The sequence below is a fragment of the Streptomyces sp. NBC_01474 genome (assembly GCF_035918215.1).
Classification (GTDB): domain Bacteria; phylum Actinomycetota; class Actinomycetes; order Streptomycetales; family Streptomycetaceae; genus Streptomyces; species Streptomyces aureus.
The window spans coordinates 4,659,729-4,684,593 of sequence record NZ_CP109449.1 but is presented as its reverse complement, the minus strand read 5'-3'; the positions used below and the strand labels follow the sequence as shown (position 1 = coordinate 4,684,593).

At 70.9% G+C, this 24,865-nt stretch carries 25 protein-coding genes; 13 read left to right on the top strand and 12 right to left on the bottom strand.

Annotated features, from left to right (window positions below; translation table 11 throughout):
- Positions 1-58: 58 nt before the first annotated feature.
- The 7 genes from OG758_RS21395 (at position 59) to OG758_RS21365 (ending at position 8,535) form a co-directional block, all read left to right on the top strand.
- Positions 59-1,318, top strand: a complete 1,260-nt coding sequence (locus OG758_RS21395; RefSeq protein WP_326715984.1) for an amidohydrolase — start codon at positions 59-61, stop codon at positions 1,316-1,318.
- 209 nt (positions 1,319-1,527) lie between these two features.
- A complete protein-coding gene (locus tag OG758_RS21390; protein ID WP_326711480.1) occupies positions 1,528-2,589 on the top strand; it encodes a BMP family lipoprotein in 1,062 nt (353 codons plus the stop codon).
- Positions 2,590-2,781: 192 nt separating this feature from the next.
- Positions 2,782-4,350: an ABC transporter ATP-binding protein gene (locus OG758_RS21385; RefSeq protein ID WP_405656662.1), complete on the top strand. Its 1,569-nt coding sequence runs from the start codon at positions 2,782-2,784 to the stop codon at positions 4,348-4,350.
- The gene (locus tag OG758_RS21380) at positions 4,347-5,492 is read left to right on the top strand and encodes an ABC transporter permease (protein WP_326711479.1); all 1,146 of its coding nucleotides are present in this window, start codon (positions 4,347-4,349) and stop codon (positions 5,490-5,492) included. The genes OG758_RS21385 and OG758_RS21380 overlap by 4 nt, the downstream gene beginning before the upstream one ends.
- Complete coding sequence (locus OG758_RS21375; protein WP_326711478.1) at positions 5,489-6,778, top strand: ABC transporter permease; 1,290 nt, start codon at positions 5,489-5,491, stop codon at positions 6,776-6,778. Before OG758_RS21380 ends, OG758_RS21375 begins: the two co-directional genes overlap by 4 nt.
- On the top strand, positions 6,775-7,164 hold the full coding sequence (locus OG758_RS21370) for a cytidine deaminase (protein ID WP_116510695.1): 390 nt from the start codon (positions 6,775-6,777) through the stop codon (positions 7,162-7,164). The genes OG758_RS21375 and OG758_RS21370 overlap by 4 nt, the downstream gene beginning before the upstream one ends.
- A gap of 93 nt (positions 7,165-7,257) precedes the next feature.
- Positions 7,258-8,535, top strand: coding sequence for a thymidine phosphorylase (locus OG758_RS21365; RefSeq protein ID WP_326711477.1), 1,278 nt, complete (start codon positions 7,258-7,260; stop codon positions 8,533-8,535).
- A gap of 59 nt (positions 8,536-8,594) precedes the next feature.
- Here OG758_RS21365 and OG758_RS21360 read toward each other — a convergent pair whose 3' ends face one another.
- Positions 8,595-9,518, bottom strand: coding sequence for an AEC family transporter (locus tag OG758_RS21360; protein ID WP_326711476.1), 924 nt, complete (start codon positions 9,516-9,518; stop codon positions 8,595-8,597).
- Between the two features lie 187 nt (positions 9,519-9,705).
- Between OG758_RS21360 and OG758_RS21355 the strand changes: the two genes are divergently transcribed.
- Entirely contained in the window at positions 9,706-10,077 is a 372-nt protein-coding gene (locus tag OG758_RS21355; RefSeq protein WP_326711475.1) for an STAS domain-containing protein, read from the top strand.
- Here OG758_RS21355 and OG758_RS21350 read toward each other — a convergent pair.
- Both OG758_RS21350 and OG758_RS21345 read right to left on the bottom strand, forming a co-directional pair.
- The gene (locus tag OG758_RS21350) at positions 9,979-10,971 is read right to left on the bottom strand and encodes a sigma-70 family RNA polymerase sigma factor (RefSeq protein WP_326711474.1); all 993 of its coding nucleotides are present in this window, start codon (positions 10,969-10,971) and stop codon (positions 9,979-9,981) included. The two genes, OG758_RS21355 and OG758_RS21350, sit on opposite strands and share 99 nt — an antisense overlap.
- 149 nt (positions 10,972-11,120) lie before the next feature.
- A complete protein-coding gene (locus tag OG758_RS21345; protein ID WP_326711473.1) occupies positions 11,121-12,410 on the bottom strand; it encodes an MFS transporter in 1,290 nt (429 codons plus the stop codon).
- Positions 12,411-12,472: 62 nt separating this feature from the next.
- Here OG758_RS21345 and OG758_RS21340 point away from each other — a divergent pair, with 62 nt between their 5' ends.
- Entirely contained in the window at positions 12,473-13,444 is a 972-nt protein-coding gene (locus OG758_RS21340) for a LysR family transcriptional regulator (protein WP_326711472.1), read from the top strand.
- Here OG758_RS21340 and OG758_RS21335 read toward each other — a convergent pair whose 3' ends face one another.
- Positions 13,445-14,203, bottom strand: coding sequence for an alpha/beta hydrolase (locus OG758_RS21335; RefSeq protein WP_326711471.1), 759 nt, complete (start codon positions 14,201-14,203; stop codon positions 13,445-13,447).
- A 113-nt stretch (positions 14,204-14,316) separates the two neighbouring features.
- Between OG758_RS21335 and OG758_RS21330 the strand changes: the two genes are divergently transcribed.
- Positions 14,317-15,474: an adenosine deaminase gene (locus tag OG758_RS21330; protein WP_326711470.1), complete on the top strand. Its 1,158-nt coding sequence runs from the start codon at positions 14,317-14,319 to the stop codon at positions 15,472-15,474.
- Positions 15,475-15,616: 142 nt separating this feature from the next.
- Complete coding sequence (locus OG758_RS21325) at positions 15,617-15,961, top strand: ATP-binding protein (protein ID WP_326711469.1); 345 nt, start codon at positions 15,617-15,619, stop codon at positions 15,959-15,961.
- 98 nt (positions 15,962-16,059) lie between these two features.
- Here the strand turns inward: OG758_RS21325 and OG758_RS21320 are convergent, their stop codons facing one another.
- The 5 genes from OG758_RS21320 to afsQ1 all read right to left on the bottom strand — a co-directional run bounded on the left by OG758_RS21320 (position 16,060) and on the right by afsQ1 (position 19,850).
- A complete protein-coding gene (locus OG758_RS21320) occupies positions 16,060-16,260 on the bottom strand; it encodes a PspC domain-containing protein (protein ID WP_100594716.1) in 201 nt (66 codons plus the stop codon).
- A gap of 107 nt (positions 16,261-16,367) precedes the next feature.
- Entirely contained in the window at positions 16,368-16,910 is a 543-nt protein-coding gene (locus OG758_RS21315; protein WP_326711468.1) for a VanZ family protein, read from the bottom strand.
- Positions 16,911-16,987: 77 nt separating this feature from the next.
- A complete protein-coding gene (locus tag OG758_RS21310) occupies positions 16,988-17,599 on the bottom strand; it encodes a hypothetical protein (RefSeq protein WP_326711467.1) in 612 nt (203 codons plus the stop codon).
- Complete coding sequence (locus OG758_RS21305) at positions 17,596-19,176, bottom strand: HAMP domain-containing sensor histidine kinase (RefSeq protein ID WP_326711466.1); 1,581 nt, start codon at positions 19,174-19,176, stop codon at positions 17,596-17,598. The genes OG758_RS21310 and OG758_RS21305 overlap by 4 nt, the downstream gene beginning before the upstream one ends.
- Positions 19,173-19,850 (bottom strand): two-component system response regulator AfsQ1, encoded by a 678-nt coding sequence (gene afsQ1, locus OG758_RS21300; protein ID WP_030682803.1) that lies wholly within the window; start codon positions 19,848-19,850, stop codon positions 19,173-19,175. Before afsQ1 ends, OG758_RS21305 begins: the two co-directional genes overlap by 4 nt.
- A gap of 238 nt (positions 19,851-20,088) precedes the next feature.
- On the opposite strand from afsQ1, the gene OG758_RS21295 reads away from it, so the two are divergent.
- Entirely contained in the window at positions 20,089-20,862 is a 774-nt protein-coding gene (locus tag OG758_RS21295; RefSeq protein ID WP_266560825.1) for a SigE family RNA polymerase sigma factor, read from the top strand.
- 160 nt (positions 20,863-21,022) lie between these two features.
- Here the strand turns inward: OG758_RS21295 and OG758_RS21290 are convergent, their stop codons facing one another.
- The gene (locus OG758_RS21290) at positions 21,023-21,658 is read right to left on the bottom strand and encodes a uridine kinase family protein (protein ID WP_326711465.1); all 636 of its coding nucleotides are present in this window, start codon (positions 21,656-21,658) and stop codon (positions 21,023-21,025) included.
- Positions 21,659-21,813: 155 nt separating this feature from the next.
- On the opposite strand from OG758_RS21290, the gene OG758_RS21285 reads away from it, so the two are divergent.
- Positions 21,814-22,230, top strand: coding sequence for a hypothetical protein (locus tag OG758_RS21285; protein WP_326711464.1), 417 nt, complete (start codon positions 21,814-21,816; stop codon positions 22,228-22,230).
- A gap of 284 nt (positions 22,231-22,514) precedes the next feature.
- Here OG758_RS21285 and OG758_RS21280 read toward each other — a convergent pair whose 3' ends face one another.
- Together OG758_RS21280 and OG758_RS21275 are read right to left on the bottom strand one after the other, a co-directional pair.
- A complete protein-coding gene (locus OG758_RS21280) occupies positions 22,515-23,411 on the bottom strand; it encodes an aldehyde dehydrogenase family protein (RefSeq protein ID WP_326711463.1) in 897 nt (298 codons plus the stop codon).
- Positions 23,412-24,863, bottom strand: coding sequence for an aldehyde dehydrogenase family protein (locus tag OG758_RS21275; RefSeq protein ID WP_326711462.1), 1,452 nt, complete (start codon positions 24,861-24,863; stop codon positions 23,412-23,414). It lies immediately after the preceding gene.
- Between the last annotated feature and the right edge of the window lie 2 nt (positions 24,864-24,865).

Below are 24,865 nucleotides of genomic sequence, written 5' to 3'. Positions count from 1 at the left end.
TTGATCGCGGGGCGGTCACCCCCCGCCCCGGCCTACCCTTCAAAGGGTGAACCAATTGATGTCCCGAGGGTCCGAGGCCGGTCAGCCCGCGGAAGCGGTCACCGCAGGAGCGCTGCCCGGCACGCTGTCCGAAGAGCTCCGTGCCGAACTGGTCGCCTTCCGGCGTGACTTGCACATGCACCCCGAGCTCGGCAACCAGGAGTTCCGCACGACGGCGGCGATCAGGGCCCGCCTCGAGAAGGCCGGACTCACGCCACGCATCCTGGACATCGGCACCGGACTCGTCTGTGACATCGGCACCGAGGACGGTGAGTGGCGGGGCGGGCGCCCCATGCTCGCCCTGCGCGCCGACATCGACGCGCTCCCCATCCCGGACACCAAGGCGAGCTGCGCCTACCGCTCCACCGTGCCCGGCCGGGCCCACGCCTGCGGTCACGACGTGCACACGACGGTCGTGCTCGGGGCGGGCCTGGTCCTCGCCGAGCTGCACCGGCAGGGCCGGCTCCCGCACCCCGTACGCCTGATCTTCCAGCCCGCCGAGGAGGTGCTGCCCGGCGGCGCCCCCGACGCCATCGAGTCGGGTGTCCTCGAAGGCGTCGGGTCGATCATCGGCGTGCACTGCGACCCGAAGGTCGACGCGGGCCGGATCGGACTGCGGCCTGGCGCGATCACCTCGGCCTGCGACCGTCTGGAGGTCGCGCTCGACGGGCCCGGCGGGCACACCGCGCGCCCCCACCTCACCACCGACCTCGTGACCGCCGCCGCGAAGGTGGCCACCGAGGTCCCCGCGCTCGTCGCCCGCCGCATCGACGCCCGTTCGGGCCTCGCCGTGACCTGGGGGCGTATCGAATCCGGCCACGCGTGCAACGTGATCCCGCAGCACGCCGAGCTGTCCGGCACCGTCCGCTGCCTCGACCTGGAGGCGTGGCGGCAGGCACCCGACCTGGTGCACGGCGCGATCCAGGAGATCGCCGACCTCTACCGCGCCAAGTCGGAGATCAACTACATCCGCGGGGTGCCGCCCGTGGTCAACGACCCGGAGGTCACCGACCTCCTGACCGCGGCGATGACCCTGCGCCGCGGCCCCCACTCCGTCGAGGACACCCAGCAGAGCCTGGGCGGCGAGGACTTCTCCTGGTATCTGGAGCACGTCCCCGGCGCGATGGCCCGCCTCGGGGTGCGCACCCCCGGCGAGCGCGGCGGACGCGACCTGCACCAGGGCGACTTCGACGCGGACGAGTCGGCGATCACGGCAGGGGTGGAGCTGTTCACGGCGGCGGCGCTGATGGACGGGGCCGCGCGGGAGCAGGGGGCGTGAACCGGTGCGGGGAAAGGGTCGGTGTGGGCGGCACGTAACCCACCCGACCCACCCTCGTAACGCCCCGTAGACCGGACGGCCGGGCGGCGTTCGCGTCAATCCGATAACGGCTGCGGAACGGCCCTTTATCTGACATCTACGCGCGTTACGATCCGTCCGAAAACCAGCGCCGGGAGCCCGGCGCTCAGGTCAGGTCGAAGGAGCCTCCCTTGCGCCGGGTAGCCAAAATCTCTGCTGCGTGCATAGCCACCGCGGCACTCGCTCTCACCGCCACCGCATGTGGCGGCACTTCCTCGGACAACGAGTCCTCGGGCTCCTCGTCGGACTCCGGCAAGAAGGGCGGCGTCAAGATCGGCCTCGCCTTCGACGTCGGCGGCCGGGGCGACCACTCCTTCAACGACTCCGCCGCGCGCGGTGCCGACAAGGCCAAGAAGGAGTTCGGCGGTGACCTCAAGGAGCTGACCGCCAAGACCTCCGACACCGAGGCCGACCGCGAGCAGCGCCTGTCCGACCTGGCCGACGCCGGCTACAACCCCATCGTCGGGGTCGGCTACGCGTACGCCACCTCGATGACCAAGGTCTCCGCGAAGTACCCGAAGACCACCTTCGGCATCGTCGACTCCGTGGTGAACGCCAAGAACACCGACTCCATCGTCTTCACCGAGGAGCAGGGCTCCTACCTGGCCGGCGTCGCCGCCGCGCTGAAGACGAAGAAGGACCACGTCGGCTTCATCGGCGGTGTCGACGTCCCGCTGATCAAGAAGTTCGAGGCGGGTTACGTCCAGGGCGTCAAGGCCACCAACCCGAAGATCAAGGTCGACGTCCAGTACCTGAGCCACGGTTCGGACACCTCCGGCTTCGCCTCCCCGGACAAGGGCAAGGAAGCCGCCCAGGGCATGCTCGACAAGGGTGCCGACGTCGTCTACTCGGCGGCCGGCTCCTCCGGCAACGGTGCCATCGAGGCCGTCTCCGGCACGAAGGGCGCCTGGGCGATCGGCGTCGACTCGGACCAGTACAACATCCCGGGTCTGGCCAAGTACAAGTCCTCGATCCTGACTTCGGTCGTCAAGAACGTCGACATCGGCGTCTTCGACCTGATCAAGTCGGTCAAGGACGGTTCGCCGAAGACCGGCACCAACACCTACGCCCTGAAGGACGGCGGCGTCTCGCTCGCCACCTCCGGCGGCTACATCGACGACATCCAGGCCAAGCTGGACGCCGCCAAGGAGCAGATCGCGAGCGGCAAGGTCAAGGTCAAGACCACCCCGTGACCTGAGGCCCCAAGGGCCTGGCTCGGCGGGGGGAGTGGCGAAAGCTTCCCCTCGCCGGGCCATAACAATGTGTCAACTCTACGCGTGTAGCTAAGAGTTGGCGTATTACCGTCGCCGACGCGCCCCCGCGCGGCTCCGCGCGACCGTTCACCCCTTCCGTACGTACGTCCTGTCCCCCGAGGAGAGTGCGCCATCAACGCGTCCAGCCCTCCCGCCGTCGAACTGCGCGGCATCACCAAGCGCTTTCCCGGCGTCGTCGCCAACCGCGACATCGACATCACCGTACGGCGGGGCACCGTCCACGCCCTGTGCGGTGAGAACGGCGCCGGCAAGTCGACCCTGATGAAGATCCTCTACGGCATGCAGAAGCCGGACGAGGGCACCATCGCGGTCGACGGCACCCAGGTCACCTTCGCCACGCCCGCCGACGCCATCGCGCGCGGCATCGGCATGGTCCACCAGCACTTCATGCTGGCCGACAACCTCACCGTCCTGGAGAACGTCGTCCTGGGCGCCGAGAATCTGCACGGCATCGGCGGCAAGGCGCGTACGAAGATCCGTGAGATATCCGAGGCGTACGGCCTCGGGGTCCGGCCCGACGTCCTCGTCGAGGAGCTCGGGGTCGCCGACCGGCAGCGCGTCGAGATCCTCAAGGTCCTCTACCGGGGCGCCCGGACGCTGATCCTCGACGAGCCCACCGCGGTCCTCGTGCCGCAGGAGGTCGACGCGCTCTTCGACAACCTGCGCGAGCTGAAGTCCGAGGGCCTCACCGTCATCTTCATCTCCCACAAGCTGGGTGAGGTGCTCTCCGTCGCGGACGAGATCACGGTCATCCGGCGCGGGACCACGGTCGGCACGGCCGACCCGAGGAACACCAGCACCAAGCAGCTCGCCGAGCTGATGGTCGGCAGCGAGCTGCCCTCGCCGGAGACCGAGGAGTCGACGGTCACCGACATCCCGATGCTCCACCTGGCAGGGGTGCGCCTCACGCAGACCGACCTGGACGGCGTCGAGCGCGTCATCCTCGACGACGTCACCTTCACCATCCGCCGCGGCGAAGTCCTCGGCATCGCGGGCGTGGAGGGCAACGGGCAGTCCGAACTCGTCGAGGCCATCATGGGCATGCGGACCGCGGACCGCGGCACCGTCGCCCTGGACGGCGCCGACGTCACCCGGACCCCCACCCGCAAGCGCCGCGAAGCCGGTGTCGGGTACATCCCCGAGGACCGGCACCGGCACGGCCTCCTCCTCGAAGCGCCGCTGTGGGAGAACCGGGTCCTCGGCCATGTCACCGAGCGCCCCAACTCCAGGCGCGGGCTGCTCGACCTGAAGGCCGCCCGCGCCGACACCGAGCGCATCGTGCGCGACTACGACGTCCGCACCCCCGGCATCGAGGTCACCGCGGCCTCCCTGTCCGGCGGCAACCAGCAGAAGCTGATCGTCGGCCGCGAGATGAGCCACGCGCCCAAGCTGCTGATCGCCGCCCACCCCACCCGCGGTGTGGACGTCGGCGCGCAGGCGCAGATCTGGGACCAGATCCGCCGAGCCCGCCGCGAGGGCCTCGCCGTGCTGCTCATCTCGGCCGACCTGGACGAGCTGATCGGCCTGTCCGACACCCTGCGGGTGATGTACCGCGGCCGCCTGGTCGCCGACGCCGACCCCGCCACCATCACCCCGGAGGAGCTGGGCTCCGCCATGACAGGCGCGGCCTCCGGCCACCTCCAGCACACGGAAGACGCCGAAGGCGGGGACGCCCGATGAAGACACTGATATCCCGGGGCAAGGCCCGGATCGACAAGGAGCGGCTGATCCTCGCGGTCGCCGCCCCGCTCCTGGCGATCATCGCCGCGCTCGTCGTCACCGCCGTGATCATCGCGGCGACCGGCAAGGACCCCTTCGCCGCGTTCAGCGACATGGTGACCTACGGCTCCGCGAGCGACAGCCAGGTCTACATCCTCAACAAGGCGACGACGTACTACCTCGCGGGTGTCGCGGTGGCCATCGGCTTCCGCATGAACCTGTTCAACATCGGTGTCGACGGCCAGTACCGGCTCGCCGCGTTCGTCGCTGCCGTGCTCGGCGGGGCGCTCACGCTGCCCGGCTGGCTCTCCATCCCGCTGATCATGCTCGCGGCCATGGCGACCGGTGCCCTGTGGGCCGCCATCGCGGGCATCCTCAAGGTGACCCGTGGCGTCAGCGAGGTCATCGCGACGATCATGCTGAACGCGATCGCCACCGCGATCATCGCCTACCTGCTCCAGCCCGAGCAGCTCGGCCAGCTCGACGACGCCGGCACCCTGGTCTCCACCAAGCCGCTGCCCAAGTCCTCGTACTTCTTCGCGATGGACGCGGGTCCGGCCGGCCAGGTCTGGGGCTTCATCGTGATCGCCGTGCTCGTCGGCATCGCGTACTGGTTCGTCCTCGGCCGCACCCGCTTCGGCTTCGACCTGCGCACCGTCGGCCAGTCCGAGTCGGCGGCCGCCGCGAGCGGCGTCAGCGTCAAGAAGATGATCGCCACCAGCATGATCATCTCGGGTGCCGTGGCCGGTCTCGTCGGCATGCCGACCCTGCTCAACGACAGCCACCAGTACGACAACAGCTTCCCGGTCGGCCTCGGCTTCACGGGCATCGCCATCGCGCTGCTCGGCCGCAACCACCCGGTCGGCATCGCGCTCGGCGCCCTGCTGTGGGGCTTCCTGGAGCGCACCACCAACCACCTGGAGTTCCAGGGCTACGACAAGGAGATCCTCGGCGTGATCCAGGGCGTCATCGTCCTGTGCGTCGTCATCGCCTACGAGGTCGTACGCCGCTACGGGCTCAAGCGCCAGCAGCAGCGGGTCGGCGCCGAGCTCGCCGCGCAGGCCGCCGCCGTCCGCACCGACAAGCAGGAGGTGGCCGGATGAGCGCCACGAAGACCGACACCCCGCCTCCCGCGGCCCCCGCGGTGAGCGGCGCCAAGAAGGCGCGCGGCCGGCTCTCCACGGGCCAGACCCTGATGATCGTCGTCGGCGCGCTGTTCCTGGTCTCCGCCGTCCGTGTCATCACGGGCGCCGACCAGCTCACCTCCGGCGGCCAGATCAGCGCCGCGCTCGGACTCGCCGTGCCCATCGGCCTCGCGGCCCTCGCCGGCCTGTGGTCGGAGCGGGCCGGCGTGGTCAACATCGGCCTCGAAGGCATGATGATCCTCGGCACGTTCGGCGCCGGCTGGCTCGGCTGGCAGACCAGTCCGTGGCTCGGCCTCGTCTGCGGCATCGGCTTCGGTGTCCTCGGCGGTCTGGTCCACGCCGTCGCCACCATCACGTTCGGCGTCGACCACATCGTCTCCGGTGTGGCCGTCAACCTCCTCGCCCTGGGCGCCACCCAGTACCTCGCCAAGCTGTTCTTCGCCGACGGCGTGCCCGCGGCCAAGGGCGGCAACCCCAAGCAGTCGCCGCCCGCCGAGTCACTGGGCGACGTCACGATCCCGGGCCTGTCCAGCGGGCTGCACTCCATCGAGCAGCACCACTGGTTCCTGGTCTCCGACCTCGCGGGCATCCTCGGCGGCCTGGTCACCAACGTCTCCGTGATCACGATCCTCGCCGTGCTGCTCTTCGTGGGCAGCTGGTGGGTGCTGTGGCGCACCTCGTTCGGCCTGCGCCTGCGCTCCTGCGGCGAGAACCCGGTCGCGGCCGAGTCCCTCGGCGTCAACGTGTACGCGCACAAGTACGCGGCCGTCGCCATCTCCGGCGGACTCGCGGGTCTCGGCGGCGCGTTCCTCGCGCTGGTCACCTCGCACAGCTACCTGGAGGGTCAGACCGGCGGGCGCGGCTACATCGGCCTCGCCGCCATGATCTTCGGCAACTGGCGGCCGGGCGGACTCGCCATGGGCGCGGGCCTGTTCGGCTTCTCCGACGCGCTCCAGCTGCGCAACGGCGGCGAGACCGTCCACGCGCTGCTGCTCCTGCTGGTTGTCCTGCTCGCCCTCCTGGCGGGCTGGAAGGCGTACCGCAAGGCCATGATCCAGGCCACGATCAGCGCGGTGATTGCCCTGGTCGTCCTGGTCTGGTACCTCCTGACGGATGAGGTGCCCGGCGACTTCGTCGGCGCCACCCCGTATGTCGTCACCCTCCTGGTGCTCTCACTGTCCGCGCAGCGGCTGCGGATGCCGAAGGCCGACGGCATGCGCTACCGGAAGGGCCAGGGCAAGTGACGGAAGCCGACTGGGAAGCACTCAGGGAGGCGGCTCGCGAGGCCATGTCCCGCGCGTACGTGCCGTACTCGGCCTTCCCGGTCGGCGCCGCGGCCCGCGTGGACGACGGCCGCACCGTGTCGGGCTGCAACGTCGAGAACGCGTCGTACGGGCTCGGCCTGTGCGCCGAGTGCGGGCTCGTCTCCCAGCTCCAGCTGACCGGCGGCGGCCGCCTGACGCACTTCACGTGCGTGGACGGCAAGGGCGAGATCCTGATGCCGTGCGGGCGCTGCCGCCAGCTCCTGTACGAGTTCGGGGGGCCCGAGCTGCTCCTGGAGACGACGTCGGGGATCCGCCCGCTCGGCGAGATGCTCCCCGACGCGTTCGGACCCCAGCACCTCAACTGACCGAAGGCCCCGCCCTGTTGGGCGGGGCCGCTTTCAACGGGTCGCTCTATGCGCGTAGAGTCGGCCTGCTGCCACCTGCGGAAGGACAACGCCATGGACGTCATCTCCGTCATCCGGACCAAGCGGGACCGGGGCGAACTCAGCGACGAGCAGATCGACTGGGTCATCGACGCGTACACGCGCGGCGTCGTCGCCGACGAACAGATGTCGGCGCTCGCCATGGCGATCCTCCTCAACGGCATGAACCGTACGGAGATCGCCCGCTGGACCGCCGCGATGATCGCCTCCGGCGAGCGCATGGACTTCTCGTCCCTGTCCCGCCCGACCGCCGACAAGCACTCCACCGGAGGCGTCGGCGACAAGATCACGCTGCCGCTCGCCCCGCTGGTCGCCGCGTGCGGCGCCGCCGTCCCGCAGCTCTCCGGCCGCGGCCTCGGCCACACCGGCGGCACCCTCGACAAGCTGGAGTCCATCCCCGGCTGGCGCGCCCTGCTGTCCAACGACGAGATGCTGAACGTCCTCGACGCCGTCGGCTCCGTGATCTGCGCGGCCGGTGACGGGCTCGCCCCCGCCGACAAGAAGCTCTACGCGCTGCGCGACGTCACCGGCACCGTCGAGGCGATCCCGCTCATCGCCTCCTCGATCATGTCGAAGAAGATCGCCGAGGGCACCGGCTCGCTCGTCCTCGACGTCAAGGTCGGCACCGGCGCGTTCATGAAGACGATCGAGGACGCCCGCGAACTCGCCTCCACCATGGTCGAGTTGGGCACCGACAGTGGCGTGCGCACCGTCGCCCTGCTCACCGACATGTCGACGCCCCTCGGCCTCACCGCCGGCAACGCCCTCGAAGTCCGCGAGTCCGTCGAGGTGCTGGCGGGCGGCGGCCCCGCCGACGTCGTCGAGCTCACTCTCGCCCTGGCCCGCGAGATGCTCGACGCCGCGGGCATCAAGGACGCCGACCCGGCGAAGGCCCTCGCCGACGGTTCCGCGATGGACGTCTGGCGCCGCATGATCGCCGCGCAGGGCGGCGACCCGGACGCGGCGCTGCCCACGTCCCGCGAGCAGCACGTGGTGGTGGCCGGGAAGTCCGGCGTCCTGACCCGCCTCGACGCGTACGACATCGGCGTCGCCGCCTGGCGCCTCGGCGCGGGCCGCGCCCGCAAGGAGGACGTGGTGCAGGCCGCCGCCGGCGTCGAACTCCACGCCAAGCCGGGCGACTCGGTGACGGAGGGCCAGCCCCTCATGACCCTGCACACGGACACGCCGGAGCGCTTCGAGTACGCCCTTGAGTCCGTCGAGGGCTCGTACGACATCGCGGCCCCGGGGACGACGTTCGAGGCCACGCCGGTCGTGCGGGAACGCATCGGCTGACCTGGGGTTTCCTCATTCGGGTGAACGGGATCGGTGGACCTCTGCCGGTCCCGTTCGGCTCACCCCAGCAATGCCGCGACCACCACCAGCGCCGGCACCGACGCCAGCGTCGACAGCAGGATCGACTCCCTCGCCAGCCTCTCCGCGACGTTGTAGCGCGAGGCGTAGGTGAAGAGGTTCTGCGCGGCCGGGAGCGCCGACGTCACCACCACGTCCAGGAGTGACGCTCCCCGCAGGCCGAAGACGCCCGCCGCGAGTACCCACGCCACCGCGGGCTGGCCCACCGACTTCAGGGCCACCGACAGCAGCACCGGGACCCGGTCGGAACCGCGCCGGGCCGGCAGCGAACTCCCGCACAGCGAGATCCCGTACGCGAGCAGCACCACCGGCACGGACATCTTGCCGATCAGATCGACCGGGTTGAAGACCGGCCCCGGCACCGTCCACCCCGTCGCCGCCACGATCACGCCCGCGAGCGCGCCGACCGCGATCGGGTTGCGCAGCGGTGTGACGAGCCGCCGCCACAGCGACTGCTTCTCCCCGGCCTCCGACAGATCGAGGACCGTCACCGCTATCGGCGTCACCACGATCTGCTGGAAGAGCAGCACGGGCGCGACCAGCGAGGCGTCGCCGAGGACGTACACGGCGATGGGGATGCCGAGGTTCCCCGAATTGACGTAGCTGGAGCACAGGGCGCCGATCGTCGTCCGCCCCACGCCCCACCGGCGCGCGACGCCCACCGCGATGAACACCCCGGCGGCCGCCGCCGTGCTCAGCGCGGTCACCAGCAGCCGCGGTGACAGGATCACCGAGAGGTCGGCCTGCGCGAGCGTGGTGAACAGGAGCGCGGGCGTGGCGACATGGAAGGCGAGCTTGGTGAGGACCTCGCGGCCGTTGTCCCCGAGATAGCCGCGCTTGCCGATCAGGAAGCCGACGGCGATGACCACCGCGATGACGGCGAACCCGTTCAGCACCCCTGTCACGATGCCCCCTGCCGGCGTCGTGCGGACGGCTGAGCAGGTGCGCGATCAAGGAGCATCCCCATAGCGTCGGAGGGCACCCGACGCGGGGTCAACGTGATGCGCGCGACACATGGGGAGCGTGATGCACGGCACTCGGCGCGCGGCCGGACCGCCGATGAGTTCCCGCCGCCGGGCAGGTCTGTCCTGCGTGGCTGTTTCCCGACTTCCCGACCTGGCTCTCGCCGGCCCCCTGCGCCGCGGCGACGTGCCGCACCTGTGCGAGCAGGTGCGCACGGCGTGCGCCCGCGCCCCCGCACGCGACGTCGTCTGCGACCTCGCGGCCGTCACCACGGCCGACCTCGCCACCGTGGACGTGCTCGCCCGGATGCAGCTCGCCGCCCGCAGGGCCGGGTCAGGACTGCGGCTGCGCGATCCGTCCCCGGCCCTGTGGGCCCTGCTTCAGCTGGTCGGCCTGCCCGGCCTAGGCGGGCTGGTCGTCGAGATGGAGCGGCAGACCGAACAGCGGGAAATAGCGGGCCGTGTCCAGGAAGCAGTGGAGTCCGGTGATCCGGCCCTCTGAGATCTCCAGGACCTGGACGGCCCACGGCGCGAACCCGCCGTTGTCCGGGTCGGGCTTGTAGTGGGCGAACGCGGGCGAGCCGTTGGCCTCGACGGGCACCAGCCGGCTGTCGGCACATGAGGCGCCGATCGTCGTCATGAAGCCCGTGATGTCCGGCGTGCCGCGCAGCCACAGGTCGAACGGCGGCATGGTCATGATGGCGTCCTCGGCGAGCAGCGCCGTGAGGGCCTTCATGTCGTATCCCTCGAACGCCGCGACATAGCGCTCGAGGAGCGCCTGGTGCTCCTCGTCCAGCTCGCTGTCGGCGCCCTTCGTCTCGACCGGGGCCTCGGCGAGCGTGGCGCGGGCCCGCTGGAGCGCGCTGTTCACCGACGCCACCGACGTGTCGAGGAGCTCGGCGACCTCCTGCGCCTTCCAGGCCAGGACCTCGCGCAGGATGAGCACGGCCCGCTGCTTGGCGGGCAGCTGCTGGAGCGCCGCCACAAAGGCGAGGCGCACCGACTCCCGCGCCACCGCCGCCTCCGCAGGGTCGTGCACGGTCGGCAGCACGCGCGCGTCCGGCATCGGCTCCAGCCACACGTTGTCCGGCCGGGGTGTGAGCGCCGCCTGCGCCAGCGGCGCCGCCGCCGTCAGGTCCATCGGACGGGCCCGCTTGTTGCCCGCGTTCAGCATGTCCAGGCAGACGTTCGTCGCGATGCGGTACAGCCAGGACCGCAGGCTGGAGCGACCCTCGAACTTGTCGAAGCTGCGCCAGGCGCGGACCATCGTGTCCTGCACCGCGTCCTCGGCCTCGAAGGCCGAGCCCAGCATCCGGTAGCAGTACCCGGTCAGCTCGACCCGGTACTTCTCGAGACGGACGTCCAGCTCGGTGGTCGTCCCTGCGATGTCACTCATGTCCACACCCCGCCCTGCAGCTTCTGGCAAGTCCCGAAAGTCCATGCAAGTCCCAGCACTTCGGAAGCTACCGCAGCCCACTGACAACGGCCCCCGGACCGGTGAAATACACCGGTCCGGGGGCCGTTGTCGGTAATCTCCGGGCAGAGTCAGTGCGCCGCCACGAGCGTCTGCCGCTGCTGCACGCGCGCCGCGTGCGAGCCCCACAGGGTCACCGACACGACGCCGAGCACCGCCACCAGGCCGAGGGCCACGGTCCCGGCCCAGCCGCCCGCGTGGAAGGCCACCGCGCCGAGCGTGCCGCCCACGCTGGAGCCGATGTAGTACACGGACTGGTACAGCGCGGACGCCTGCGCCCGCCCGTGCGTCGCCGTGTGGCTGACCGAGGACGACGCCACCGCGTGACCCGCGAAGAATCCGGCCGTGATCAGGACGAGGCCGAGCAGCACCATGGCGATCGAGTCGCCGAGCGAGAGGAGGAGCCCGGACGCCGTCGTGCCCACCGCCAGGTACAGGGCGCCGCGCCGCCCGAGCCGCGCGACGAGCTTGCCGGCCGCGGCCGAGGAGACCGTACCCACCAGGTACACCAGGAAGATCGAGCCGATGATGCCCTGCGGGAGCGAGAACGGCGCGGCCGTGAGCCGGTAGCCGATCACCGTGTACACGGCGCCGAAGACCGTCATGAACAGAGCGCCGATCACGTACAGACGGCACAGCAGCGGGTTCGCGAGGTGGCCGCGCACCGTGCGGGCCAGCACCCGCGGCCGCAGCGAGCCGGGGGTGAAGTGCCGCGGCTGGGGCAGCAGCAGCCGAAACGCGACCGCGCACGCCACGGCGATCACGCCGATCGTGCCGACCGCCGCGCGCCAGCCCCACTCCTGCGCGACCCACCCGGTGATGACCCGGCCGCTCATCCCGCCGATGGAGTTGCCCGCCACGAACAGGCCGATCGCGGCGACCAGCGCCTTGGGCCGCACCTCCTCCGCGAGATACGCCATCGCGGAGGCCGGCAGACCGGCGAGAGCGGCACCCTGGAGCGCCCGCAGCGCGATCAGCACGCCGAGCGAGGGCGCGAACGGCACGAGCAGGCCGACCGCGACCGCCACCGACAGGGACGCCGTCATCACGGTGCGCCGCCCGAACCGCTCCGACAGGGCGCTCATCGGCAGGACACACAGGGCGAGCGCGCCCGTCGCGCCGGACACCGTCCAGCTAGCGGCGCTCGCGTTGACGCCGAAGTCCGAGGAGACGAGGGGGAGCAGGGCCTGCGTGGAGTAGAGCAGGGCGAAGGTCGCGACCCCGGCCAGGAAGAGGGCGAAACTCATCCGGCGGTAGCCGGGTCCGCCCGGGTTCAGACGGGTGTCGGTGGCTTCGGGGGACGACGGCTTACGGGCGGCGACCGCGTGGGTGGCGGTCGCCCCGCTACTGGCAGGAGGCATATCTCGAACGTAGGCCTCCATGTTTGATGCGTCCAATGCATGAAAACGCCATAATCGATCCCATGGCGCATAAGCAGAGTTCAGAGGCTCGTCTGTCACCGTCCAGTGACACAGAAGACATCGTGACGACGCTCGCGCCACGCCTGTCGTACTTCGCCGCGGTCGCCCGCACCGAGCACGTCACGCGGGCCGCCCACGAGCTCGGGATCCCTCAGTCGACGCTGTCGCGCGCCCTGGTCCGCCTCGAACAGGACCTCGGCGTGGAACTGTTCGCCCGCCACGGCCGCACCGTCTCGCTCACCCCCGCGGGCCGCACGTTCCTCACGTCCGTCGACAAGGCGCTCGCCGAGGTCGGCCGCGCCGCCGAGTCGGTACGGGCCGACGCCGACCCCGCGTCGGGCAAGGTCGCCTTCGGCTTCCTGCACACCATGGGCTCCGAGACCGTCCCCGGCCTGATCCGCGCCTTCCGCGCCGACCACCCCCGCATCCGCTTCAGCCTCGTACAGAACTACGGCGAGGCGATGCTGGAGCGCCTGCGCGCCGGCGAACTCGACCTCTGCCTCACCTCTCCCATCCCCGACGCGCCCGGCCTCGTCGCGCGCCGCCTCGACGAGCAGCGCCTGCGTCTGGTCGTCCCCGACGAGCACCGCCTCGCGGGCCGCAAGCGCGTCCGTCTCGCGGAGGCGGCCGACGAGACGTTCGTGACCCTCGAACCCGGCTACGGACTGCGCCGCATCACCGACGGCCTGTGCACGGAGGCGGGGTTCAAGCCGCGCATCGCCTTCGAGGGCGAGGAGACGGAGACCCTGCGCGGCCTGGTCGCGGCGGGCCTCGGCGTGGCGCTCCTGCCGCCGCCGGCCGTACCGCGCCCGGGAGTCGTGGAGCTGACGGTGACCGGCCAGCGGGCGGTACGCGAGATCGGCGTGGCCTGGCTCGACGGGCATCCGGACACCCCGCCGGTCGCCGCGTTCAAGAAGTTCCTGCTCTCCCGGCGCGGCAAGCTGCTCTCCGAGTGGACCCGCGCGGAGGAGTAGTCACCGCCGCAAGGACCTGCCGAAGCCCGAGGCCAGCGGCATCCGCAGCCCCAGCGGCGGCGGCGCGGCGAGCGCGTCCTGCACCGGGCGCGAGAACGCCCGGCCGAAGAGCGAGCCGAGGACGAAGTCGCGGGCCAGGGCGTGGACTTCGGTGCGGTGCTGGTGGAGCGCGTGGCCGTCGGAGTGCACCTCGAAACGGCAGGTGTCGCGGTTGGACTTCTTCGCGCGGGCGGCCAGGCGGAACGACAGCTCGGGATCCGTGCGCTCGTCGTTCGTGCCGTGCACGATCAGGACGCGGCGGCCCACGAGCTGTTTCACCGGTTCGGGGGGCGCGGCGACGTCCTCCTCGGGCAGCCAAGGGGCAAGCGCGAGCACCGAGTTGACGGCGCTGTGCCCGCCCGCGTGCAGCGCCGCGCGGGCGCCCATGTCGACCCCGACGAGGCAGACGGGGACGTCGCCGTAGCGCCGCACGGCCTCGTCCGCCGCCCAGTCGGCGTCGCGCGCGAGCTGCGCCTGCGCGCCGTTCCAGCCGCGGCTGCGGTAGTGCACGACATGCGCCGCAAGGCCGTCCCGCCGCCCCTCGCGCGCGAGGGCGCGCCCCAGGGGCCGAATGGTCGCCGAGGCCAGTGGTGACGGCCCGCGCGCGGAGGTCTCCGCGCCCGCGGGAAGCAGCAGGACCACGCCGCTCACCGTCGCGGGGACGGGCCCCACCGCCTTCCCGAGCCGGGCCTCGCGGACCGTCGTCGCTTGCTGTCCCATGACAGAACAGTGTCAGAAGGCGCGGTGTACGCCACCCGTCCGCAGGGTCACTGTTACGTATCGACAGGCGGACGCCACCCGGTATCTACGCGCGTAGGCGTTAGAGTGCCGAAATGACGAGCCAGACCAGCGGAAACTCGCAGATTCCGACCCACGAGCAGATCGTTCGCGCCCCCAAGGTGCTGCTGCACGACCACCTCGACGGCGGGCTTCGCCCCGGCACCATCGTCGAACTCGCCCTGGAACAGGGCTACGAGAACCTCCCGGAGACCGACCCCGACAAGCTCGGAATCTGGTTCCGCGAGGCCGCCGACTCCGGCTCCCTCGAGCGCTACCTGGAGACCTTCGCCCACACCTGCGCCGTCATGCAGACCCGCGAGGCGCTGTTCCGGGTCGCCGCCGAGTGCGCCGAGGACCTCGCCGAGGACGGCGTCGTCTACGCCGAGATCCGCTACGCCCCCGAGCAGCACCTCGAACAGGGCCTCACCCTCGAAGAGGTCGTCGAGGCGGTCAACTCGGGCTTCCGGGAAGGCGAGCGGCGCGCCAAGGTCAACGGCCACCGCATCCGCGTGGGCGCCCTGCTCACCGCCATGCGGCACGCGGCCCGCGCCCTGGAGATCGCCGAACTCGCCAACCGCTACCGCGACGCCGGCGTCGTCGGCTTCGACATCGCGGGCGCCGAGGCGGGCTTCCCTCCCACCCGCCACCTCGATGCCTTCGAGTACCTCAAGCGCGAGAACAACCACTTCACGATCCACGCGGGCGAGGCCTTCGGCCTGCCCTCCATCTGGCAGGCACTCCAGTGGTGCGGCGCCGACCGCCTCGGCCACGGCGTGCGGATCATCGACGACATCAAGGTCGAGGACGACGGCACGGTCAAGCTCGGCCGCCTCGCCTCCTACGTACGCGACAAGCGCATCCCCCTGGAGATGTGCCCGAGCTCCAACCTCCAGACGGGCGCCGCCGACTCCTACGAGGCCCACCCCATCGGCCTGCTCCGCAAGCTGCACTTCCGCGCCACGGTGAACACGGACAACCGCCTCATGTCCGGCACCAGCATGAGCCGCGAGTTCGAGCACCTGGTCGACGCCTTCGGCTACACGCTCGACGACATGCAGTGGTTCACTGTCAATGCGATGAAATCAGCATTCATTCCTTTCGATGAACGACTGGCCATGATCAATGACGTCATCAAGCCGGGATATGCCGAGTTGAAATCCGAATGGCTGTTCCGTCAGACCGCCTCGACCAGGGGATCTGTCGAGCAGTAGCGCCTGTTTGTGCGAATTCGAAGCGGCCGGGAACATTAACTCCCCGCCGCTTCCGCGCGTATTTCGCTGTTTGCAACGCGCCCTGACGCATGTTTACGGTCGTGGACCGCTCAAGCCCCCGTTCACGAGGACTCATTTCATAATGAAGCAGTCTGCCGTCAAGACCCTCGGTGTCGCCGCCCTCGGTGCCGCCTTCGCCGCCGCGGGCGCCGGTGCCGCGTCCGCCGCCCCAGCCCTCCCGGACGCGGGCTCCGCCCTGGACACCGTGACCGGCACGCTCCCCGCCGAGCAGGTCGCGCAGGTGCTGCCCGCCGGTGGCACCGATTCCCTGACCGCCGGCAAGAACGCCGTCACCGGTGGCCTGAACGCCGCTGCGCCCGCCGTCAAGAAGGCCCTCCCCACCAACGGCCACGACCCGGTCTCCGGGCTCCTCGGCGGCCTGCCCGTCAAGTCGCTGCCCGCCGGCAGCGCCCTGCCCGTCGGCTGACCCACCCGACGCGGCACACGCGCGGACACACAGGAGGGGCGCACCCGCTCGCGCGGGTGCGCCCCTCCTGGTCGTACATCAGCCTGCGGACCCCGTCGTCACCACGCCTGGCGGACCTTGCCCTCGCTCGGCAGCAGGATCCACAGCGCGATGTACAGCAGGAACTGGGGACCGGGAAGCAGACACGAGAGCACGAAGATCACGCGCATCGTGGTCGCGGAGGTGCCGAAGCGCCTTGCCAGCGCTGCGCACACTCCGCCGATCATCCGTCCGTTCGTGGGGCGGGCAAGGGCGGTCATGGTGGGCTCCTTCGCGAACCGTAGCGGTGAGGCGCCCCCTCGGCCGGGCGGCCGGGACGTCTCCGATGGCTTCAAAGCTACGGTGACGAACCGGGCGAAGCGTCAGCTCACGGGGCGATGCCGACCCTGGAAATCGTCGGGGTCCGCCCCTGAGTCGGCTCCTCCCGGGGGAGGGCCGTGACCTCGGTCCTGCGGCGGAGCCTGCCCCTGAGGGTCGGCACCACGGCCGCGTGCGCGAGGGCCACGCCCAGCGTGTTCAGGAACAGCGAGTCGATGTCCACGACCTGCCCCGGCACCCCGGTCTGCAGCAGCTCGATGCCGAGCGAGAGCAGCGCTCCGGCGGCGACCGTACGCACCAGCGAACCCAGCGGCGAGACGACGAGCCGCCCCCCGGCGATCGGCAGCAGCACCCCCAGCGGGGCGAGCAGCAGCAGTTCCTTGCCGATCCGCCGCACCGCCTCCGCCGGGCCGAGCGCGAGATCCGCCCTGATCCCCGCGAACGGATGGAGGTTCGCGGCGCTGACCCACGGCACGTCCAGTGGTCGCAGCGTGATCCAGCAGACGAGAAGCAGATGCGCGGCAAGGAGGACTATCCCTGCCGTACGGAAGCGGATGGCGGCTTTGGAGTCGCCCGGGCGATGGCGCTGCACGCCCCCCAAGACGCGGACGGCGGGACGATCGGTTCCGCGTAGCCGGCGCCCGCCCGCGACAACCGCACCCGCCCCCGTCAGCCGACCGTCTCGGCGGGCGCCGGGACGAGCCCCGGCCGCGTCCGCATCTCCGGAGAACAGTCGTAAGCGCGCAGAGCGTCGTCACCCGGCCCGCCGAGCACGACCTTGTCGTCCTTTGCCGCGGCCCCGCCGTTCGCATACGTACAGACGATCTGGGCCAGCGCGTACGGCGAGAGGTCGTCCGGCGGGACGCTCAGCCGCAGCGCGTTGTCCGGGTCACCCTTGCCCGGCCCCGAGACGGTCATCCCGGGCCGGACGTCCGTCGTGTATCCCGCCTGCCGCTCGGCGCCGACCGGAGACTGCTCCAGCTCGTCGAGCAGCGCCTGCGCGAGCCGCACCCGGTCCGAGGCGCCCTGCCCCTTCGGCAGGGTCACCGACCGGTCGACGCTCACCAGTTGCGACGTACAGACCAGATACACCTGCACGGCGAACTCGCCGCCCGAGCGCGACCCCAGATCGGGCCCCGACAGCGTGCACGGCACCCGTGACGGCGCGGCCCCGAAGTCCGTCGGAACCTCCGTCGGCCTGATCCCGCACCCGGCGAGCAGCACGGCGAGAACCGCCGCGCCCAGCACCGCGTAACGCCGTCCTGCCTTGCGTGCCGTCATCGCGCCCCGCCCTCCTCACCGGAACTGCCACCGACGGTGCCCTCGTCATCGGGCGGCAGCGTCAGCGGTGACGCGTCGAGCGGCAGCCGGAACGTGAACACGGCGCCGCCCTCGGGGGAGTTGGCGGCCGTGATCTCGCCGCCGTGGATGTGCGCGTTCTCCAGGGCGATCGAGAGCCCGAGCCCGCTGCCCTCCGAACGCGGCCGCGACGCGCTCGCCTTGTAGAACCGGTCGAAGACATGCGGGAGCACGTCCTGCGGGATTCCGGGGCCGTGGTCACGCACCTCGATCACCAGCGCCGAGTCCGCAAGCCGTACGGACACCCGCACCGGCGAGCCGCCGTGCTTGAGCGCGTTCCCGATCAGGTTCGCCATGATGACGTCGAGGCGGCGCGGGTCGATGCGGGCCATGATGCCGCGCTCCGCGTTCAGGTCCACCGCGTCGAGCCAGGCGCGGGCGTCGATGCAGGCCGTGATCTGGTCGGCGATGTCGACGTGGTCGAGGACGAGCCGGGCGGTGCCGGCGTCGAAGCGGGTCACCTCCATCAGGTTCTCCACCAGGTCGTTCAGCCGGCGCGTCTCGCTCACCACGAGACGCACGGCCGGCTCGATCATCGGGTCGACCGAACCGGTCTCCGCGTCGAGCTCCTCCTCGAGTACCTCCGTCACCGCGGTGATCGCGGTCAGCGGCGTACGCAGCTCGTGCGACATGTCGGCGACGAAGCGCCGCGACGCCTCCTCGCGCGCACTCATGTCGGCGACCTTCTTCTCCAGATTCTCCGCGGTCCGGTTGAACGTCCGGGAAAGATCGGCCAGTTCATCCGTACCGGACACCCGCAGACGCGTGTCCAGCTTCCCTTCCCCGAGCCGCCGGGCCGCCCGCCCGAGCCGGTGCACCGGCTTGAGCACCGTCGTCGCCGCGGCCTGCGCGAGCAACGCCGAACCGATCAGCGCGAGCGCCGTCGCGATCCCGAGCGACCAGGCAAGGGAGTTGAGATCCTTCGCCTCCGGCTCCAGGGACTTGAGCATGTAGCCCGTCGGCCCCCCGTCGATCACCCGCGCCCCGCCGACCAGATACGGCGTGTCATTGCTGACGATCCGCTGCCAGTACAGGTGGTACGGGTGCTTGTTGCCGTCCGTGAGGGGCTGCTTCCTGTTCACCGCGTCCCGCAGCGAACGAGGCACCTCGGCCAGCGTGATCGCGTCCAGGTCGGAGTTGCCCGCGATCCGCCGGCCGTCCTTGTCGTCGCTGATCAGCAGCACACTGAAGTGCTGACTGCTGCTCGCCATCAGGTTCGCGGCATGCTGCAACTCGCCCTGCGTCGGATGCTCGGGCAGCGCCGCGGCGCGGTTCTGCATCTCCTGCTGGAAGTCGCTGAGCGCCGCGTCCTGCGCCCGGGTCAGCACCGCCTCACGGTTCAGCCAGTACGCGATCCCCGACGCCGACACCGCCGCGGTCAGCGCCACCAGGGCGAAGACGACGACGAGCCGCAGCCGCAGGCTCGTGAAGCGCAGGCCGGCGAGTATCGCCTTCTTCGCTGCGGCCCACCCCCGCAGCCGGTCGTGCGCATCACTCACTGAGGCGTGTCCAGCCGGTAGCCGACCCCGCGCACCGTACGGATCAGCGTCGGCGACGACGGCACGTCCTCGACCTTCGCGCGCAGCCGCTGCACACACGCGTCGACGAGCCGCGAGTCACCGAGGTAGTCGTGCTCCCACACCAGGCGCAGCAGCTGCTGCCGCGACAGCGCCTGGCCCGGCCTGCGGCTCAGCTCCAGGAGCAACCGCAGCTCCGTGGGCGTCAGTTGGAGGTCCTCACCGTTCTTCGTGACCGTCATCGCGGCCCGGTCGATGACGAGACTGCCGAACGACGCCGCGTCGTTCGCCTCCCGCTCGCCCCGCCGGAGCACCGCGCGGATCCGGGCGTCGAGCACCCGCCCCTGCACCGGTTTCACGACGTAGTCGTCGGCGCCGGACTCCAGCCCGACCACCACGTCGATGTCGTCGCTGCGCGCCGTGAGCAGGATGATCGGCAACTGGTCCGTGCGCCGGATGCGCCGGCACACCTCGAACCCGTCGATGCCGGGCAGCATCACATCCAGCACGATCAGGTCCGGCCGCTGCTCACGCAACAGCTTCAGACCGTCCTCGCCGGTGGCAGCGGTGGCAACCCGATGGCCCTGGCGCGTAAGAGAGAGCTCCAGGGCCGTTCGGATGGCGTCGTCGTCCTCGATCAGCAACAGGGAAGGCACAGACGTCATTCTGTCCCATCGCACGGCTCAAGTTCGACCGTTGGAGCGCTCCCAAGCTCGTAATCAGGGGGCATCGGGCCCCATCCGCACACGACTCGCACACGCCCGGGCCCTGTGACAGGTCTGTGACAGTCGACGGACACCGTCATGAAGTGGCCCGGGCAAGCTTTTGGACATCGCAAGGACGCAAGTCCTTACGAGCCACGGGAAACCGAGACTCCACGACGGGGGGCGCGAGATGAACACTCTGCACAGCACCACCACTGGCGCAGTTGTCACACGTCTTCATGACGCTCTCGTGCGGAGTCCCGGTTCCGGGAAGCACGAGTTGTCCGGTGCCGTGAGCGGGCGGGGGTGCGCTCGCGGCACCGGGCGTCAGCACACCACGTACATGACGGTGGTTGACGCGAACCAGGCGGTATCCGACGGGGGAGCCGCGTACGGGGAGGAATCGGGGGAGCGGAAGAAGTCCCTGTCGGAGACCGCAGATGCCGAAGCGGCGTTCACGGCCTACGTCCAGGAGCGCCGCGCCTCCCTGTACGCAACCGCCTACCACCTGACCGGTGACCGGTTCGAGGCCGAGGACCTGCTCCAGAGCGCCCTCTTCTCGACGTACCGCGCCTGGGACAGGATCAGCGACAAGGCGGCGGTCGGGGGCTACCTCCGCCGCACCATGACCAATCTGCACATCAGCGCGTGGCGCCGCCGCAAGCTGAACGAGTACCCGACCGAGGAGCTGCCGGAGACGGCGGGCGACACGGACGCGATGCGCGGCACGGAGCTGCGCGCGGTTCTCTGGCAGGCCCTGGCCCGCCTGCCCGAACTGCAGCGCACGATGCTCGTCCTGCGGTACTACGAGGGTCGTACGGACCCCGAGATCGCGGACATCCTCGACATCAGTGTCGGCACGGTGAAGTCCAGCATCTGGCGCTCCCTGCGCCGGCTGCGCGAGGACGAGGTCCTCAGCTTCGGCCGTGACCTGGAGGAGTCCTTCGGCGAGCTGGTGGCCTGAAGGCAGGGGGCGGGCCGTCGCTCCGGGGGGACGCGACGGTGGTACGAGGGAGCGGTACCGGGGGGATCACGGGGGATCTTCACGGGGGAACGAAGCGGGACCGGAGGGCCGGGGGGTCTCTCCGGTCCCGTTTCTCATGCGTACGGGGTGTGCGGGCCGCTCACGCCTGGGCGCGGGCCTTCACGCGGCGGCCCGCGGCGGCCGCGGCGAGGCGGCCGAGGGCCTCCTCCTTGCCGCACGCGTGCGCGCCGAGCGCCGTCTGGCGGGCCACGATGCCGCGCTCCGCGCGCATCAGGCGCCAGCCGCGGCGCAGCAGGAACGGCACGGACTTGCGGCCCTCCCTGAGGTCGCGCAGCAGCCGGCGGCGGAACGTCGTGGACGGGCGGCCGCGCAGGCACAGCGCGTCGGCGAGCAGGCCGAGGTCCCGGCAGCGCTCCACGATGTCCGCGGCGAAGATGCCCTCCGCGATGAACAGCGGTGTGCGCTCGATGTCGAGCGTCGCCTCGCCCACCCGCGAGCTGGTCGCGATGTCGTAGACGGGAACGCGGGTGCGGCCCGTGCGGCACAGCTCCGCGATCGCGGCGACGGCTGTCTCCGTGTCCCAGGAGTGGGGGGAGTCCCAGTCGATGTCCGAGCTGCCCGGCACCTGCGGCAGCGTCGGGTCGTCACGCTCCTTGTAGAAGTCGTCCAGGCACAGCACGGGAAGCCCGGAGCGGGACGCGAACGACGACTTGCCGGAGCCGGAAGGGCCTGCCAGCAGGACGACCCGGGTCGGTATCGAGGGATGGGAACTCACGAGACACCAGTGTGCTGCATCCTCCGCCCCCGGTGGACCCTGCGGGTCGGCCTTTGTGGCACAGCCCCGCCTCAACTACTCTGCGTACGCGTACGATTACTCGATCTGCGGCGGCGGGCCAACCGGCCGCCGGTACCGGAAACGGGCGGCACTTCATGGCACGACACTCAGCGAAGAAGTCCTCGGCGGCCCAGCGTGCGCTGCTGCGCGCGGGGCTCACCCTCACCGCCGCAGGGGCGGCGCTAGGCGGGGGTGCGGTGAGCGCCGGTGCGGCAGAGCCCGCCGCCGGGCCTGTCGCCTCGCCGGTCGGCGACCTCGACACGGCGGCGGCCGGGGGAGCGGTGGCGGGGGCGCTGGAGACCGCCGCGAACGGGGGCCTCGCCCCGGTCAAGCACCTGAAGCTCAACCCGCTCTCCGGTACCGGGGTCGATCCGCTCGACAACGCGGTCGGCACCCAGGTCGCCGACTTCAAGCCGGTGAGCACGGCCGCCGCGACCGGTCCCGTGGCCAAGGGCGGCGCCCTCGCCGACCTCCCTCTGGTCGGGCCGGCCGGCTCTCTGCTCCCGGGCTAGGGCCTCTCGCTCGGCTCAGGCCGGGCTCGCCCGATCCGAACGAAAGCCCCGATCGGCAGGCGCAGAGACCCGGCAGGAGCGCGCCCCGCAGATGAACTGCCTGATGAGCAGGGGTCGTTACCCGGTTCGAGCTCGTCTCGACTGCATCCTCGACGGGATCGCTGCGCGGCTCCGGGTCTGAATCGTGCTGCCGACGACATGACGAAGTGCCGACGACATGACGAAACCCCGGCCCTCCTGGACGGAGGAGGGCCGGGGTTTCGGGTTTCGGGTCGGGTTCGGGCCTAGTACGAAGAGCCCGATGCGCCGAGTGAACCCGTCGGGTGCCACACCGTCTTCGTTTCCAGGAACGACGTGAGCCGGTCCGTGCCCGGGTCCGTCGTCCAGTCCGTGTCCATAGCCTGTGGACGGCGTACGCGCTTCAGGTTGTCCGCCGCCGCGATCTCCAGGTCACGGGCCAGGTCGGCGTCCGCGCCCGTCAGGTCGATCGCGTTCACGTCCTGGTGCGCGGCCAGCGGCGCGGCGATCTCCGCCGTCCTGCCGGACAGGACGTTCACGACACCACCCGGCACGTCGGACGTGGCGAGCACCTCGCCGAGCGACAGCGCGGGCAGCGGTGACGTCTCGCTCGCGATCACCACGGCCGTGTTGCCCGTCGCGATCACCGGGGCGATCACCGAGACCAGGCCCAGGAACGACGACTTCTGCGGCGCCAGCACGGCCACCACTCCGGTCGGCTCGGGCGTGGACAGGTTGAAGAACGGGCCCGCGACCGGGTTCGCCCCGCCCACGACCTGGCCGATCTTGTCCGTCCAGCCCGCGTACCAGACCCACCTGTCGATCGCGGCGTCCACGACGGCCGCCGCCTTGGACTTCGACAGGCCCTCGGCGTCCGCCACCTCCCGCACGAACTGGTCGCGGCGGCCCTCCAGCATCTCCGCCACGCGGTAGAGCACCTGCCCGCGGTTGTACGCCGTCGCGCCCGCCCAGCCGCCGAACGCCTTGCGCGCGGCCACCACCGCGTCACGGGCGTCCTTGCGGGACGACAGCGGGGCGTTCGCCAGCCACTTGCCCTTCGAGTCCGACACCTCGTACACCCGGCCGCTCTCGGAACGCGGGAACTTCCCGCCCACGTACAGCTTGTAGGTCTTCAGGACTGTGAGTCGCTCAACCGTGCTCATTTATCGCGTGCCCTCCGGGCTCGACGGGGCGAGGTATGCCTCCAGGCCGTGGCGGCCGCCCTCGCGGCCGTGACCCGACTCCTTGTAGCCGCCGAACGGCGAGGTCGGATCGAACTTGTTGAACGTGTTGGCCCAGACGACGCCCGCCCGGAGCTTGTTCGCGACCGAGAGGATGCGCGAGCCCTTCTCCGTCCAGATGCCGGCCGAGAGCCCGTACTGCGTGTTGTTCGCCTTCGCCACCGCCTCCTCCGGAGTGCGGAACGTGAGGACGGACAGCACCGGGCCGAAGATCTCGTCCCGCGCGATCGTGTGCGCCTGCGTGACGTTCGTGAAGAGCGTCGGCGCGAACCAGTAGCCGCTGTCCGGCAGTTCGCACGGCGCCGACCAGCGCTCCGCGCCCTCGGCCTCGCCCGTGTCCGCGAGCGCCTTGATCCTCGCGAGCTGCTCCGCGGAGTTGATCGCGCCGATGTCGGTGTTCTTGTCCAGCGGGTCGCCCAGGCGGAGGGTGGTGAGGCGGCGCTTCAGCGCGTCCAGCACCTCGTCGGCCACCGACTCCTGGACCAGGAGGCGCGAGCCCGCGCAGCAGACCTGGCCCTGGTTGAAGAAGATGCCCGTGACGATGCCCTCGACCGCCTGGTCGACGGGCGCGTCGTCGAAGACGATGTTCGCGCCCTTGCCGCCCAGTTCGAGCGTGACCTTCTTGTCCGTGCCCGCCACCTGGCGGGCGATCGCCTTGCCCACCGCGGTGGAGCCGGTGAACGCCACCTTGTTCACGTCGGGATGCGCCGTGAGCGCCGCGCCCGCGTCGCCGTAGCCCGGGAGGATGTTCACCACACCCTTGGGCAGGCCCGCCTGGCGGCAGATGTCCGCGAAGAAGAGCGCGGAGAGAGGTGTCGTCTCGGCCGGCTTCAGGACGACCGTGTTGCCCGTCGCCAGCGCCGGGGCGATCTTCCACGCCAGCATCAGCAGCGGGAAGTTCCACGGGATGACCTGGCCCGCGACGCCCAGCGGCGCCGGGTTCGGGCCGAAGCCCGCGTGGCCGAGCTTGTCCGCCCAGCCCGCGTAGTAGAAGAAGTGCGCCGCCACCAGCGGGAGGTCCGCGTCGCGCGTCTCCCTGATCGGCTTGCCGTTGTCGAGCGTCTCCAGGACCGCGAGCTCGCGGCTGCGCTCCTGGATGATCCGCGCGATCCGGAACAGGTACTTCGCGCGCTCCGCGCCCGGCAGCGCCGACCACTTCTCGAACGCCTTGCGGGCTGCCTTCACCGCGCGGTCCACGTCCGCCTCGCCCGCCTGGGCGATCTCGGAGAGGACCTCCTCCGTGGACGGGCTGACCGTCTTGAAGACCTTGCCGTCGGCCGCCTCGGCGAACTCGCCGTCGATGAACAGGCCGTAGCTGGGGGCGATGTCGACGACGGAGCGGGACTCCGGCGCGGGTGCGTACTCAAAAGTCATGG